This is a genomic window from Robertmurraya beringensis, assembly GCF_042433785.1.
GTDB classification, from domain to species: Bacteria; Bacillota; Bacilli; order Bacillales; family Cytobacillaceae; genus Robertmurraya_A; species Robertmurraya_A beringensis.
The window spans coordinates 1-13,891 of sequence record NZ_JBHLUU010000102.1 but is presented as its reverse complement, the minus strand read 5'-3'; the positions used below and the strand labels follow the sequence as shown (position 1 = coordinate 13,891).

General features: G+C 39.7%; 15 protein-coding genes. 11 read left to right on the top strand and 4 right to left on the bottom strand.

What is annotated here, in order from left to right; all coding sequences use genetic code 11:
- Positions 1-19: 19 nt before the first annotated feature.
- On the top strand, positions 20-244 hold the full coding sequence (yfhS, locus tag ACFFHF_RS14355) for a mother cell protein YfhS (protein WP_160548979.1): 225 nt from the start codon (positions 20-22) through the stop codon (positions 242-244).
- A gap of 54 nt (positions 245-298) precedes the next feature.
- Here yfhS and mutY read toward each other — a convergent pair whose 3' ends face one another.
- The gene (gene mutY / locus ACFFHF_RS14350; protein ID WP_160548980.1) at positions 299-1,393 is read right to left on the bottom strand and encodes an A/G-specific adenine glycosylase; all 1,095 of its coding nucleotides are present in this window, start codon (positions 1,391-1,393) and stop codon (positions 299-301) included.
- A gap of 216 nt (positions 1,394-1,609) precedes the next feature.
- Between mutY and ACFFHF_RS14345 the strand changes: the two genes are divergently transcribed.
- Positions 1,610-2,590, top strand: a complete 981-nt coding sequence (locus tag ACFFHF_RS14345; protein WP_340902680.1) for a metal-dependent hydrolase — start codon at positions 1,610-1,612, stop codon at positions 2,588-2,590.
- A 33-nt stretch (positions 2,591-2,623) separates the two neighbouring features.
- Here ACFFHF_RS14345 and ACFFHF_RS14340 read toward each other — a convergent pair whose 3' ends face one another.
- Positions 2,624-2,893: a YfhJ family protein gene (locus ACFFHF_RS14340; protein ID WP_160548982.1), complete on the bottom strand. Its 270-nt coding sequence runs from the start codon at positions 2,891-2,893 to the stop codon at positions 2,624-2,626.
- Positions 2,894-2,989: 96 nt separating this feature from the next.
- Between ACFFHF_RS14340 and ACFFHF_RS14335 the strand changes: the two genes are divergently transcribed.
- Positions 2,990-3,142, top strand: coding sequence for a small, acid-soluble spore protein K (locus ACFFHF_RS14335; RefSeq protein ID WP_160548983.1), 153 nt, complete (start codon positions 2,990-2,992; stop codon positions 3,140-3,142).
- A gap of 6 nt (positions 3,143-3,148) precedes the next feature.
- Here the strand turns inward: ACFFHF_RS14335 and ACFFHF_RS14330 are convergent, their stop codons facing one another.
- Positions 3,149-3,493: a YfhH family protein gene (locus ACFFHF_RS14330; protein ID WP_340902677.1), complete on the bottom strand. Its 345-nt coding sequence runs from the start codon at positions 3,491-3,493 to the stop codon at positions 3,149-3,151.
- An 81-nt stretch (positions 3,494-3,574) separates the two neighbouring features.
- Between ACFFHF_RS14330 and ACFFHF_RS14325 the strand changes: the two genes are divergently transcribed.
- Positions 3,575-4,234, top strand: coding sequence for an SDR family NAD(P)-dependent oxidoreductase (locus ACFFHF_RS14325; protein ID WP_160548985.1), 660 nt, complete (start codon positions 3,575-3,577; stop codon positions 4,232-4,234).
- A 6-nt stretch (positions 4,235-4,240) separates the two neighbouring features.
- Here ACFFHF_RS14325 and recX read toward each other — a convergent pair whose 3' ends face one another.
- A complete protein-coding gene (gene recX, locus ACFFHF_RS14320) occupies positions 4,241-5,038 on the bottom strand; it encodes a recombination regulator RecX (RefSeq protein WP_340902676.1) in 798 nt (265 codons plus the stop codon).
- A gap of 102 nt (positions 5,039-5,140) precedes the next feature.
- Between recX and ACFFHF_RS14315 the strand changes: the two genes are divergently transcribed.
- The 7 genes from ACFFHF_RS14315 to ACFFHF_RS14285 all read left to right on the top strand — a co-directional run bounded on the left by ACFFHF_RS14315 (position 5,141) and on the right by ACFFHF_RS14285 (position 13,590).
- On the top strand, positions 5,141-6,043 hold the full coding sequence (locus ACFFHF_RS14315) for a TIGR01777 family oxidoreductase (protein ID WP_340902675.1): 903 nt from the start codon (positions 5,141-5,143) through the stop codon (positions 6,041-6,043).
- 75 nt (positions 6,044-6,118) lie between these two features.
- A complete protein-coding gene (locus ACFFHF_RS14310) occupies positions 6,119-6,247 on the top strand; it encodes a YfhE family protein (RefSeq protein WP_084362114.1) in 129 nt (42 codons plus the stop codon).
- A gap of 92 nt (positions 6,248-6,339) precedes the next feature.
- Positions 6,340-6,510 (top strand): YfhD family protein, encoded by a 171-nt coding sequence (locus tag ACFFHF_RS14305; RefSeq protein WP_160548988.1) that lies wholly within the window; start codon positions 6,340-6,342, stop codon positions 6,508-6,510.
- Between the two features lie 363 nt (positions 6,511-6,873).
- Entirely contained in the window at positions 6,874-8,109 is a 1,236-nt protein-coding gene (gene pepT, locus ACFFHF_RS14300) for a peptidase T (RefSeq protein ID WP_340902671.1), read from the top strand.
- 407 nt (positions 8,110-8,516) lie between these two features.
- Positions 8,517-10,841 carry an immune inhibitor A domain-containing protein gene (locus tag ACFFHF_RS14295; protein ID WP_377058466.1) on the top strand — a complete coding sequence of 775 codons (2,325 nt, stop codon included), beginning with the start codon at positions 8,517-8,519 and terminating at the stop codon, positions 10,839-10,841.
- A 127-nt stretch (positions 10,842-10,968) separates the two neighbouring features.
- On the top strand, positions 10,969-12,255 hold the full coding sequence (locus ACFFHF_RS14290; RefSeq protein WP_377058465.1) for an alkaline phosphatase family protein: 1,287 nt from the start codon (positions 10,969-10,971) through the stop codon (positions 12,253-12,255).
- A gap of 84 nt (positions 12,256-12,339) precedes the next feature.
- On the top strand, positions 12,340-13,590 hold the full coding sequence (locus tag ACFFHF_RS14285; protein WP_377058464.1) for an MFS transporter: 1,251 nt from the start codon (positions 12,340-12,342) through the stop codon (positions 13,588-13,590).
- Positions 13,591-13,891: the final 301 nt, after the last annotated feature.

Below are 13,891 nucleotides of genomic sequence, written 5' to 3'. Positions count from 1 at the left end.
ATAGAGGATGTGTGAGACAATGTATGTAGGTCGAGATATGACAGAACTCTCCATGATACCAAAAACGGATTGGAAAAAAGAAGAGTTGGCTTTTTTTCATCACTCTCTTCAACAAATTATGCCGTATTTAAATTCAGAAGGTGTCACTATTCACCGAGAGATTATTAAGGAAATTGAACAGCGTGGTGGGCTTCATCGAAATGAGGCAGACTGGACGCATGGAACTAGGATTTCTTACGATTAATTTTAAAAACGGAAGTGACCATATATAGAAAAAACGCCACATGGAAAGTGGCGTTTACTCTTTTTTATAGTATTGACGAAGCATTTTCTGATGGGAAACCGGAAAGGCAAAGCTTTCTATTTCCTCCTGGTCAACCAGCTTCAAAGTATCTGATGATTTGATAGGCTCTACTAGTGTTCCTTCATATACATTAATATTCCATACAAGATGTGAGAAAACATGTTCAATATGGCCTACAAGCTCCCCTATATCACATTGAATTTCATATTCTTCCTTTAGATTAGATAATAACTGCTCTCTATCCCCTAATACAGGAAGATGGATTTCTACATTTGGAAACTGCCACAAATTCGCTAGCAAACCGGAAGAAGGTCGCTTTTGAATAACCGTTCGTCCCTCAGTATCTTTCAGAACAACTGCTGCAAGTTGAACTTTTCGTTGTTTTTTTGCTTTCGTTTTAACAGGCAATTCGTTTTGAGTTCCTTCCTCGAAGGCATGACAGTGTTCACGAACCGGACAGAGCAAACATGATGGCGAAGTTGGCGTACAAATTAATGCACCTAGTTCCATTAATGCTTGGTTAAAATATGATGGGTTTTCATGCGAAATAAAGGCGCGAACAGCTTCCTCGAACACTTTTCTACTAGATGCTTTCGCAATATCATCCCAAATCGAAAGAATCCTGGAAAATACTCGCATGACATTCCCATCAACGGCTGGTTCAGGTACTCCATAGGCTATTGATAGAATGGCGCCTGCCGTATAGGGACCAACCCCTTTTAAGCTGGAGATTTCTTTTGGTGTATTTGGTACTTTTCCTCCATATTGCTCATGAACCTCTCGAACCGCTGATTGAAGATTACGGACTCTTGAATAATAGCCTAAGCCTTCCCAAGCTTTTAATACTTTTTCCTCATCAGCATTAGATAAAGCTTCTATTGTAGGGAACTCTGAAATAAATCGGTTAAAATACGGAATGACTGTATCGACTCTTGTTTGCTGAAGCATAATCTCCGATACCCAGACTTTGTAAGGATCTTGGTCTTTCCGCCATGGAAGATCTCTCTGCTCTCTTTCAAACCAGCCGATTAAATCCTTTTGAAATTCCTTTTTATTTATATTTGTTACGTTTTTTAAAGAATTGGACATTTTTTTGCCTCCAAAAAATTAAACAAGTACATACTAAGAGAATATAATAGCTTATCCCATTCATATTTTACGAAAACTTTAAATTGGACAATGATTATACAGTAATTATTACAACTACTTTAAAGTAACGATTAATCACTATTTTTACAAGAAGATTATTGATAAAATTAAGATAAGAGAAGGATAAAATATTTCCTAAAAAGGAGGGAGATTCCTTTGGATACCGGTACACACGTAGTGATGGGATTAGCTTTAGGAGGACTTGCGACGCTCGACCCTGTTGTAGCAAGCAGCTCCGCCACAGCCACTAGTGTCATGATTGCCACTCTTGTTGGCTCACAAGCTCCCGATATTGACACCGTATTGAAGCTTAGAAACAATGCCGTTTATATTCGTAACCATCGTGGAATCACACACTCCATCCCAGCTGTTTTGCTTTGGCCATTGGCCATCATAGCTGTTATTTATCCAATATTTCCAGATGCCAATTTACTTCACTTATGGCTTTGGACCTTTTTAGCTGTGTTTTTTCATGTCTTTGTTGATATTTTCAATGCATATGGTACGCAGGCGTTACGGCCATTTTCTTCTAAATGGGTGGCGCTTGGTATTATTAACACGTTTGATCCATTTATTTTTGCGATGCATATTGTTGGGATACTCGCTTGGGTGTTTGGAGCACATCCCGGTTACACGTTTATTGGTGTGTATGCCGTTTTGGTTGCCTACTATATTTTTCGATTTATTACTCAGCGAAAGGTTTATCATGCGGTGAAAAAACTGGTTCCAGATGCAACAGACATCATCATTGCTCCCACTATGAAATTTCACCAGTGGCGAATTGCTGTCATGAATAAGAACCAATTCTTCGTTGGACGTGCTCATGATAATAAAGTACGAATTCTTGACCAGTTTAAACGCGTCGCTGTCCCTGAGACCCCCGTTCTTGAAGCAGCCAAGCTAGATAAAAACCTTTCCGCTTTTCTATCGTTTTCTCCTGTTTATCGGTGGGAAGTGGATGAGTATGATACGTATTACGAAGTACGTTTTATTGACTTACGCTATCGTAGTAACGGTCATTATCCATTTGTGGCGATTGTTCAACTAGATCTTGAACTTAATATCCTTTCCTCTTATACGGGTTGGATCTTTAGCGAAGAAAAATTACGTAAAAAGCTGGATATTATCCCTGGATAACGAAAAGCGATGTCTCCGGTAGACATCGCTTTTTTAATGAAGTTCACTTGGGTCTTGCTCTAACAGATGCTTATATTTCGGATTAGAAGCAACAAAATCATGAAGCTTGTCACCATAATAATCGATCCATTGTCGAACAATTCTTTCAGTCATCTCACTTCCTCGGTAGGAGTAACCGGCCTTTGCTCTTGTTGTTTCAAAATCATCCCACAAAAGCTCCACCCATGTCTGGGCCTGTCCATACGAAAGTTTATCATTTTTTTCTAATAATAATTCAATTAGTTTTTGCTGATAATGTTCCATTCTTTTCACCTCTTTTCCAGTTATCGATCCCCTATAAGTTAAGCATACTAAGAGTGCTTGATTATTTCATCATTCATCTTTTAGGAGGGTCATGCGATGCGAAATAAAGCAAAGGATTTTGCAAACCAAAACAGTAATAAATTCCAGGGTGAACCAAGGGCAAGACCTGAATTTGCTTCCAAAAGAGCGGATGGAACCATTAATACTCATCCACAAGAACGGATGAAAAATTCAAGTACTCGAGGGTAAATAAAATTATCGGGAATCAGCCTGTCTGGTTCCCTCTTTTCTCAACATCGAGATTGGTAATGCCTCTTCCTGTTTGTTCCCCACTAATCGATAACCCCACGCAAACACTCCGTTTAAATAATCAATTCTAAAATAGGCGCCTGGATCTCCTTCAATTTCATATATCTCACCAGGCTTAAAATCTAATGGATTTAATAAATACGCTTTGGCCATTATTGCTTTTCTTTCTAATACGGCATATTCGTTTACCATACCTAACTGCTCTGCTTTTCTTGCCTTCTCATTCAGTTTAGCTATTTCTTGATGTAATTCAAATTCTGAAAGTTCACTGTAACGTTTTTCTTTTTCCATCCCAACCACCTGCTTCTTAGGCTGTATTTTCGTATACGTAATGGTACCATAATATTATCTCAGACGAAAGGAAGATACATATTGGATTCGGTTATTATCACAGGAGCTGGAACGGGTCTAGGCCGAGAGTTAGCTTTAAAGTATGGAAAGGAAGGCTACCATCTTATTTTAGTTGGAAGGTCAGAAGAAAGCCTATCAGAAGTTAGAAAGCAATTAAATAACGCTCATATTATGGTTATGGATATACGTAACAAACAGGAAGTAGACGCGAACATTCAATCCCTTCTAAAGGAGTATAAAGTAGTCGGACTTATAAACAATGCTGGCATTGGTTTCTTCGGTCCTTTTGATAAAATAAGGGAAAATGAGATCGAGGAGATGTTTCAAACGAATGTCCTCGGAACCATGTATATGACTCAAGCTGTTCTTCCAAATATATGCAAATTAGACGGAAGCTTTGTTATGAATATCATTTCAACCGCTGGGCTGCGGGGAAAAGTGAATGAGTCGGCGTATGTTGCAAGTAAATTTGCCGTTCGAGGCTTTACTGAAAGCATACAGAAGGAATACGAAGAAAAACCTGTTCTTATTTCGGCGGTGTATATGGGGGGTATGAACACACCTTTTTGGAAAGATTCCGAACATGTAAAGGACCCTTCCAAATTCCGTTCTCCAGCAGAAGTGGCAGAGATTATTTTTTCACAGAAAGAGAAAGAATGTGTCGTGATTGAGTCCAAATAAACGATTTTATTTGGACTCTAAATACTGTGTTATAGTGTCAATGGAAAAACCTTTTCGATAAAGGGCTTGCTTCATTTTTTGTTCATACTCATATCCAGTATATTTACTGTATTTACGTTCCAACTTTTCTGCTTGATAACGCAATGACTCCATTTCTTCGTTATCACTTGTTTCTTCGATTTGCTCAAGAGCAACTTGGTTGACCTGTGAGTTATATCCTTTTCTGAATAAAAGTTGGTCGATCTTTTGTTTCATGATTTTCTGTGATTCTTGTTTGTTTTTCTTCATATATTTCTCACATAAAGCAACCGCTTTTTCAAGCTGTAGTTCAAATGGAAACTCATCCATCGCTTCTAGAATATATGTTTCAGCTATTCCTTTTTCCTTCAGTTCTCTCTTGATAACGGTTGGTCCTTTATCCGTTGTATTCATTTGAGTTCTTACATAGGCAAAGGCAAGCTGTTCATCATTTAGAAATTGGTATTCGTTCAGTTTATGAATGACCTCTTGAATGATTACCTCATCCACTTCTTTTTCAACTAAATGTTTTCTTACTTCAGCTTCTGTTCGCATCATTCGTGATAAATAATTTACTGCTGTGTTGTAAGCTTTTCGTATATCATCTGAATACGCTATTTCCGATAAGAGAAGGTCATCAAGCTCCATACCCTTTTTCAGGCTGTGTTTGATTAGTACGTCCTCATCCACACTAAAACCATATTCTTCTCCTTTTCCATGATCAAGGAAAATATTATAACGATCGGTTCGTTTTTTTTGAACAGTTATTTTTGTGATTGTTGGCATCTTTATTCACCTCTTGTAGTAATGTAGCACATTCGAGTACGCTGAAAATGAAGGCAATCTTGTAGAATAAAAGTAAATGATTTTTTATAAGGAGGAAAGCTGATGCGAATTGCCATAACAGGCGGGACTGGACTTGTCGGCAATGCTCTTACTGAATCTCTCAGAGCGGACGGACATGATCTTTATATTTTAACGCGTAATCCCGAAAATGGGTATCAAAAAGGGGTCACTTATGTGAAGTGGCTTTCAAGTAGGGCAGATCCTGCTAGCGAGCTTGAGGCTGTTGATGTATTCATTAATCTCGCCGGGGAGTCCATTAATAGTGGACGATGGTCAGATAAAAGGAAAGCATCCATATTAAATAGCAGAGTAAGCGCAACGAACGAGGTAGTTTCTATCATAAAACACTTAAAGCAAAAACCAAAATTACTTATCAATGCCAGCGCGATAGGCTTTTATGGTACCTCCACTGTCGATACTTTTACTGAAGCAACCGAAAAAGCAGGTGATGATTTCCTTGCTCAGACGGTGGAAAAATGGGAGGCCGCAACCTTTGAGGCTAGAGAGTTTGGGGTGCGAACTGTATTTGCTCGCTTTGGAGTCATTTTAGATAAAAAGGATGGTGCTCTGCCGAGAATCGCTCTTCCTTATCATTTGTTTGCAGGAGGAACGGTTGGTTCTGGGGATCAATGGCTTTCTTGGATACATATAAAAGATGTCGTTAGCGGACTTCGGCATGTAATTGAATCAACTGAGCTGGCTGGTCCCGTCAATTTTTGTGCTCCTCATGCAGTGACGATGAAGAGTTTTGGAAAAACACTTGGGTCGGTCTTAAATCGTCCCCACTGGATACCTGCCCCATCGTTTGCGCTTCAACTTTTACTTGGTGAAATGAGCATGCTTGTGCTCGAAGGACAAAAAGTTATTCCTGAAAAGTTAATTAAGAGTGGGTTTTCGTTCACCTTTCCGACTCTTGAAGAAGCTCTTTCTAATATTTACTCATAAAAGAAGTATGCAAATGGAGTGTTAAGGTAAAAATTAGTAACGTGATTACTACCTTAATGAAAGGATGTTTTTTGAATGAGTGATAAGAAGAAAAAGGATAAGTCTAAAAGCACGTTGTCGAGCATGCAAGAGGTCACTTACTCACGTGAGTTCAAGCTTGCTGACCAAGCAGGAGGATTCTCTGGTAAAAAGTCGAGACATTAAACTTTTTCCATTCATAACAATGTCCGGGAAGGTAAAGGATAAAAGTACGGGAATATGTTACATTTCCGTACTTTTTTCTATGAAAGGGGCAGATGGCATTGAGTAAAAAACAAACACTTCCACAAACACCAAAGAATTTGAAATCAGACGGGTTGGATGTAGAATTTAGCCGTGACCTAGCAGACCATGACGACTTAGAAGCAATGGCTCGTTCAAAAGCGGCAGATAAGCGTGCTAAAAACGGACAAAACCAAAAGTTCTAAGCAAGAGACCGAAGTTGTGCACAACATTATCCACAGTCTTGTGGATAATGTTAACAATTCATCTTAAATATGTATATAAAGGGCTCCCCTAACCAACAGTTATTCACACCCCCTGTGCAAAACCGGGTGAAAACTGGGTGACAGACACCCTTCGTGGACACTTTATGCTGTTTTGTCCACGGAGGGTGTCTGTCACCGCTCGTGGACACTTCGGGGTGGTTTGTCCACCTGTGATGGACAGACCCCCCATTTTCCCTCGTTAAAAATGGGGCATGACACTGGTTTTCCTCTATGATAATATGATTCTTGTAGTTACATAAATTTAGTAACTCGAATTATCACCCAAAGGAGCTGAATTGTGCTTTGAAAATCGAGTTGATTGATCGTTTTATTTCTTATGTTGTTATTGACACACAATCAAATGACGAAAGCAACACCTGCCCTTCCACCCCTGGACAGCTTATTCTTGCTAATAAACTAGTAGATGAGCTAAAGTCCATTGGCCTAGAAGATGTTAGTATAGATGACAATGGCTATGTGATGGCCACCCTTCCAGCAAATACAGATAAAAAAGTTCCAACGATTGGTTTCTTAGCCCATCTGGACACAGCGACCGATTTTACCGGCAACGGAGTGAATCCATTACTTCATGATAATTATGACGGCAACGATATCCTACTCAACGAAGACCTACATATTGTCCTTTCACCAAAGGATTTTCCTAATTTAAAAAACTACATCGGACATCATTTAATTACAACCGATGGAACTACTTTACTTGGCGCTGATAATAAAGCGGGAATAGCTGAAATTATGACTGCTATGGCTTACTTGGTACAGCATCCGGAGATTAAACATGGGAAAATTCGAGTTGCGTTTACACCTGATGAGGAAATTGGACGTGGTCCACATAAATTTGATGTAGATAAATTCGCTGCCACATATGCCTATACCGTGGATGGGGGCCCTATCGGCGAGCTTCAATACGAAAGTTTCAGTGCTGCTGCTGCAAAGTTAACAATTAAAGGAAATAATATACACCCTGGTACGGCAAAAGGTAAAATGGTTAATTCAGCTAAAATAGCAATGGAATTAAACAGCCTTCTTCCAAGTGAAGAAGCACCGGAGTATACAGAGGGCTATGAAGGTTTCTACCATCTTCTTTCCTTCCATGGAGATGTTGAAAAGACTGTCCTTAGTTACATTATTCGTGATTTTGACCGATCAAGCTTCAATAATAGAAAAGCTACGATGGAAAAAATCGTTACTAACTTGAACGAAAAGTACGGGCAAGGAACCATTGTACTTGAGCTTCATGATCAATACTTTAATATGAGAGAGAAGATTGAACCGGTCAAAGAGATTGTTGATATTGCTCACAAGGCAATGACGAACCTTGGCATTGAGCCGATTATCGAGCCCATACGTGGAGGAACGGATGGTTCTCAACTTTCCTATATGGGGCTACCAACTCCAAATATTTTCACTGGTGGAGAGAACTTCCACGGGAAATTTGAGTTTATCTCCATTGATAACATGCTAAAGGCAACAAATGTGATAGTGGAAATCGCTCGACTATTTGAAGAAAAAACAAACTAAATGGTGACTGTGCGCCCCACGTGGACAAATCAGCCTAATTTGTCCACGGAGGGTGTCTGTCACCTTTTTTTAATCAACCACCTAGTCTATTAATCCTAAAAGAAATCAATATCCCTTCCTTAGGATGACATTCTCATATCTTCTTATTCTCTCCTTCTCATCCGTTTATCTATCCTTTTTATAGTAAAATATTCACAGTATTTCCATACATATACACAAGAATAATCAGTCACTTTTCCCTATAAACATTTTCAAATTATTCTGATATATTTGAATCACTCGTGTTACTAAATAATTGAAATTCTATATACCTTTTCAACTAGTAACATAGACCATCGGATGGAGGGAAAAATTTGAAAATCTCAAAAGTTATATCCTCGACCGCTGCTTTGGCACTATGTGTAGGGATGCTTTCTACAACTCTACCCTTTAGTTCAAAAATAGCAGCAGAATCAGCAAGTGGTTCACACGCTTCCCACTCACATGCAAGTGGTTCCCCATTTGACCTCGGAATTGCCAATGACGAGCGATTAATCAAAATGCTAAAAGCTTCTGGCAAAATCGCACAAAATGCAAGTCCAACAGAGGTAGAAAAAGCTTTAAACAAATTCCTACAAAACAAAGCCACATCAGCTGAAAAAGAAGCTGGTGAGCTCCATGAAAAGGAAGAAGATGTTCGTACCGCTCTTCAAAAGGAAATGAAAAATTCTAGCTTAACAAACGGAAAAGGAAACAAGCTTGGTCAGACAAAGAAGCAATCCGTTGACTCTGTTCAAAAAGAAGCATGGGACGGTGGCATGCGTACAGATAAAGTACTTGTTGTGCTAATGGAATACCCTGACCTCCCTCACAATACTCTTACCCCTGAAGAAACCGATATGTACTACAAGGGTGAAGAGGCATACTCTCAGGCTCACTATCAGGACATGCTTTTTGGAACAGGTGGCTGGAAAGGTCCAGATGGTAAAACCTACGTATCTATGAAACAATATTATGAACAACAATCTGGTGGCAGTTACTCTGTCGAAGGTACGGTCGCTGGTTGGTATGAAGCAAGTCAACCGGCTGCTTATTACGGTGGAAACGTTCCTACTCCAGACGGTAGTGATGCACGACCTCGAACGTTAATTACTGAAGCACTCAAAGCTGCCGCAGCAGATCCAAATGTAAATCTTGAAGATTATGACGAATGGGATCGTTATGACCTTGATGGCGATGGAGATTACCTTGAGCCAGACGGACTGGTTGATCACCTAATGGTCATTCACTCTGGTGTTGGTGAAGAAGCAGGCGGTGGAAAAATCGGTGGAGACGCCATTTGGTCTCACCGTTGGAATCTTGGTTCTGTAACAAGAATTCCAGGTACTACAGCTACTGTCCCTTACTGGGGTGGAACAATGGCTGCTTACGACTACACAGTTGAACCTGAAGACGGGGCAGTTGGAGTAATGGCTCACGAATTCGGTCACGATTTAGGCCTTCCAGATGAGTATGACACTCAGTATACTGGAGCTGGCGAGGCTGTTGCCTACTGGTCAATCATGGCAAGTGGTAGCTGGGCAGGTGACCTTCCTGGTTCTATGCCAACCGGCTTTAGCCCATATATGAAAGAAATGCTACAAGCCTCTGCAGGTGGCAACTGGCAAACAGGTACTGAAATTGACATTGCAGATGTATCTAAAGCAGGAGTTGAAGTTCTTCTTGATGAAGCAGCTACAAAAGGTACGAATAATGATGTGTTAAAAGTAACACTTCCTGACAAAGAAACCGTCATCACTTCTCCATACAGTGGAGAATCAATGTATTTCTCAGGTAGCGGAAATAATTTAGACAACTCTTTTTCTACTACTCTAGATTTAACGGATGCAACATCAGCCAAGTTAACATTTAAAACTTGGTACGATATTGAAGTGGATTGGGATTATGCTTCCGTTCAAGTGAATGATAAATCAATTCCAGGAAACCTTACCACAGAAACTGATCCACATGACCAAAACCCTGGGCATGGAATCACAGGCTCTTCTAATGGACAATGGGTGGATGCAGAATTCGACTTATCCGCTTTTATTGGAGAAGAAGTTGAACTTTCCATCAACTACTGGACGGATGTGGCAGCAGTAAATCCTGGTTTATACGTAGACGATGTAGCAGTAAGTGTTAACGGCGAACAAGTAGTATTTGACAATGCTGAGGGAGAATCATCATTCGTCCCTGACGGTTTCTCTAAATCAAACGGGGTAGTAACTTCCGAACATTACTACTTGCTTGAGTGGCGCAGTCACAACGGCGTTGATGAAGGGTTAGCAAATATTCGTCGTGGTGCAAGCTTAATGAGCTATGACGAAGGCTTAGTCGTTTGGTATGTGGATAAAAAGTACGATTCTAACTGGACAGGAATTCATCCTGGTGAAGGTTTTGTTGGTGTCGTTGACGCGGATCAGCACACGAACTACTGGAGTGATGGTGCGGTTGGTTCTACTCGCTACCAAATTCACGATGCAGCCTTCAATATTAATAAAACCGATAAAATGTTCTTAGATTACACTAGTATGCTAGGAATTACAATGAAAGATAATTTTACTCAACGTTCTCCATTATTTGATGACAGTGCAGATTATTCAAACAAAGGCTTGGTTGATGCCGGACGCAACGTGCCTCAATACGGTTTAAAAGTTCGAGTAATTGGCCAAAGCTCTGATGGAACAGTTGGTAAGGTTCTTCTATTTAAATAAGGACTAAGACGGACGATGGAGTTCTCTCCATCGTCTTTTTTCTGTGGTATTTCCATTTTTTCTGAAAATTGAAATCCTTTTTGATATGATGAAGGTAGAGATTCAAACTACATAACGGAGGTCATTCATGGAACGTTTGACAAACCATTTAATTGTCATTTCGTTTGACTGCTTATCAAGCTTAGACTTTACACTGCTAGAAACACTACCGAATTTTCAAAAGCTACTAAGAAATAGCTCCTACTGCAAAAATGTACAGACGATTTATCCCTCTGTTACGTATCCTTGTCATGCAACAATTGTAACTGGAAAACTACCAAAGAATCATGGAATTATTAATAACACCTTACTTCAGCCTGGAAAAGTCTCTCCGGATTGGTATTGGTACAGAAAAGATATCCAAGGAACGACCTTGTATGACGAAGCAAAACAAAAAGGAATGAGTACAGCTGCTCTACTTTGGCCAGTTACAGCAAAGGCAAAGATTGATTATAATATGCCCGAGATATTCGCCAACCGGCGATGGCATCACCAAATCCCTGTTTCATTAGTGAACGGAAGCTCGCTTTATCAACTTGAAATGAACAAAAAATTCGGCCATATCAGAAAGGGACTTTCCCAGCCAGAACTTGATGACTTTGTTCTTGAAGCTGCTGTTGATACAATTCTTATGAAAAAGCCCAACCTCATGTTGATCCATTTTACCGATCTTGACACGAAGCGGCATGAAACTGGTTTTTCATCAAAAGAAGCCATTGCCGCGCTTAAACGACACGACCAAAGACTCGGCCGAATAATGGATGCCCTACAGTCGGCAGGAATTTTTCATCAATCGACTATTATCGCATTAGGCGATCACAGCGCCCTCGATGAGTCTAAAGTGGTAAAGCCTAATGTACTCTTTCGTGATCACGGTCTTCTACAAGTTGGGAAAAATAATCAAGTTACCAACTGGCAGGCATACTGCAAAAGCTGTGATGGATCTGCATATATCTATATAAAGGATCAAGACCAAAGGACTTTGACACTTGTTCGTGAATTACTGGACCGTTCTGAGATCGAAGCCATTTGGTCTTCAAAGGAAGCTTCTCAATTCGGGGCAGACCCAAATTGCAGCTTAATGATAGAAGCAGCTATAGGATATTACTTTCACGAATCATTTGAAGGCGTTTTCATTGATGAAGTTACGGAAACAGACGTTGCATCAAAAAAGTATACAAAAGCTTGCCACGGCTATTCACCAGAAAAAAGTGACTACAATACCCTCTTCATTGCAAGCGGCAATGGAATCCGAACAGGCCAAGCCCTCACATCCATAAGGCTTATTGATGAAGGTCCAACTCTAGCTCGCCTCCTTGGGCTCGACCTAGGTGCAGTTGATGGGAGAGTGTTAGAAGAGTTACTAATAATGTAAAACGTTTGTAAAAATAGTTCCAAACCTAATCTATGAAACTGTTTTTTATGTAAAAATGGAAGTAACCATTCAAGGGGGAATCTTATGAAGCGCTTTAGCAGAGAAGAGAAAAGCTGGATTATGTATGATTGGGCAAGCTCTGCTTATTCTATCATTATCTCTACTGCTGTCTTTCCACTGTTTTATAAGGCAGCAGCTAATAACTCCGGAGTTGATGCAGCCGATTCAACTGCGTATTTAGGCTATACCATCGCAATTGCAACTTCCATTCTAGCTCTACTAGCTCCCATTTTGGGTACAATTGCGGATTATCAAGGCTTTAAGAAAAAGTTTTTTACCTTCTTTGTTGCATTAGGAATATCAATGACAGCAGCACTAGCCTTTGTTCCCAGTGATCAATGGCTATGGCTTTTAATCTTTTACACGATTGCTGTAATCGGTTCGTCCGGATCTAATGTATTTTATGATGCCTTTTTGGTTGATGTTGCCACAGAGGATCGAATGAGTCGTGTGTCCGCACGTGGGTTTAGTCTTGGGTATATAGGAAGTACCATTCCTTTTATCATTAGTATTGCGATTATTATGCTCGCACAATCTAAGATCATTCCTATCTCTACGACTTCAGCCAGCCAAATTTCATTTGTCATTACCGCTCTTTGGTGGGGGTTATTTTCGATACCAATCTTTAAAAATGTAAATCAAATCTATTATATTCCTCGTGATCCTAAGCCTGTAGCAAGTAGCTTCAAAAGGCTAGCTGAAACCTTTAAGGAAATTAAAAAGTATCGGGCTTTATTCTTATTTTTACTAGCGTATTTCTTTTATATCGATGGTGTTGGTACCATTATTACGATGTCCACTGCCTATGGAACGGATCTAGGTATTGATTCTACGACCCTATTAATCGTATTATTTGTTACTCAAGTAGTTGCTGCACCCTTTGCCATTCTTTATGGAAAGCTTGCCGAAAAGTTTTCTGAGAAAAGAATGCTTTACGTTGGTATTTTTGTCTATATCATTGTTTGTATTTATGCATTTTTTCTTGAAACAGCCACAGATTTCTGGATACTGGCCATGCTTGTTGCCTCATCTCAAGGTGGAATTCAAGCCTTAAGTCGATCATACTTTGCAAAGCTTGTACCAAAGGAACGCTCTAATGAATTTTTTGGCTTCTATAACATTTTCGGAAAATTCGCCTCTATTATGGGGCCATTACTTGTTGCAGCAACGGCTCAAATAACTGGCCACACAAGCAGCGGTGTATTCAGCCTCGTCATCTTATTTATCATTGGTCTTGTTATATTAACAAAAGTACCTGAGCCGAAGTCTTCTTAATCAAGAAAACCCACTGTTCGGTGGGTTTTCTTGTTTCATTCGTTAAAAATGCTTGTTTTTCGGCAGCTGCATTAATTTGGTTAAGCTCATGTAAAATCTCTTGAATATGAGAAATAAATTGTTGAATGGCGTCCGATACTTGTTAGAATTTAAGTCCCTAAAACATACTTAGCTTATCACTAGTGTTGCGTTAATTTAATTTGACTATTGGAAATACTTAAAATGTTCAATTTTATTATTTTGTGCAAAGAAAAAGTCCTTTATAATGGATAAGTCAGGTGGTAACCCGTCCAAATCCACT

What these genes read in the sequence shown, in the direction of transcription:
- ACFFHF_RS14340 (WP_160548982.1), bottom strand. Translation starts at nt 2,893, where the DNA reads ATGGAACATTATCAGCAAAAACTAATTGAATTATTATTAGAAAAAAAT.
- ACFFHF_RS14285 (WP_377058464.1), top strand. Translation starts at nt 12,340, where the DNA reads ATGAAGCGCTTTAGCAGAGAAGAGAAAAGCTGGATTATGTATGATTGG.
- ACFFHF_RS14330 (WP_340902677.1), bottom strand. Translation starts at nt 3,493, where the DNA reads ATGGAAAAAGAAAAACGTTACAGTGAACTTTCAGAATTTGAATTACAT.
- ACFFHF_RS14310 (WP_084362114.1), top strand. Translation starts at nt 6,119, where the DNA reads ATGAGTGATAAGAAGAAAAAGGATAAGTCTAAAAGCACGTTGTCGAGC.
- ACFFHF_RS14335 (WP_160548983.1), top strand. Translation starts at nt 2,990, where the DNA reads ATGCGAAATAAAGCAAAGGATTTTGCAAACCAAAACAGTAATAAATTC.
- ACFFHF_RS14290 (WP_377058465.1), top strand. Translation starts at nt 10,969, where the DNA reads ATGGAACGTTTGACAAACCATTTAATTGTCATTTCGTTTGACTGCTTA.
- ACFFHF_RS14305 (WP_160548988.1), top strand. Translation starts at nt 6,340, where the DNA reads ATGGCATTGAGTAAAAAACAAACACTTCCACAAACACCAAAGAATTTG.
- yfhS (WP_160548979.1), top strand. Translation starts at nt 20, where the DNA reads ATGTATGTAGGTCGAGATATGACAGAACTCTCCATGATACCAAAAACG.
- mutY (WP_160548980.1), bottom strand. Translation starts at nt 1,393, where the DNA reads ATGTCCAATTCTTTAAAAAACGTAACAAATATAAATAAAAAGGAATTT.
- recX (WP_340902676.1), bottom strand. Translation starts at nt 5,038, where the DNA reads ATGCCAACAATCACAAAAATAACTGTTCAAAAAAAACGAACCGATCGT.
- ACFFHF_RS14295 (WP_377058466.1), top strand. Translation starts at nt 8,517, where the DNA reads ATGCTTTCTACAACTCTACCCTTTAGTTCAAAAATAGCAGCAGAATCA.
- ACFFHF_RS14315 (WP_340902675.1), top strand. Translation starts at nt 5,141, where the DNA reads ATGCGAATTGCCATAACAGGCGGGACTGGACTTGTCGGCAATGCTCTT.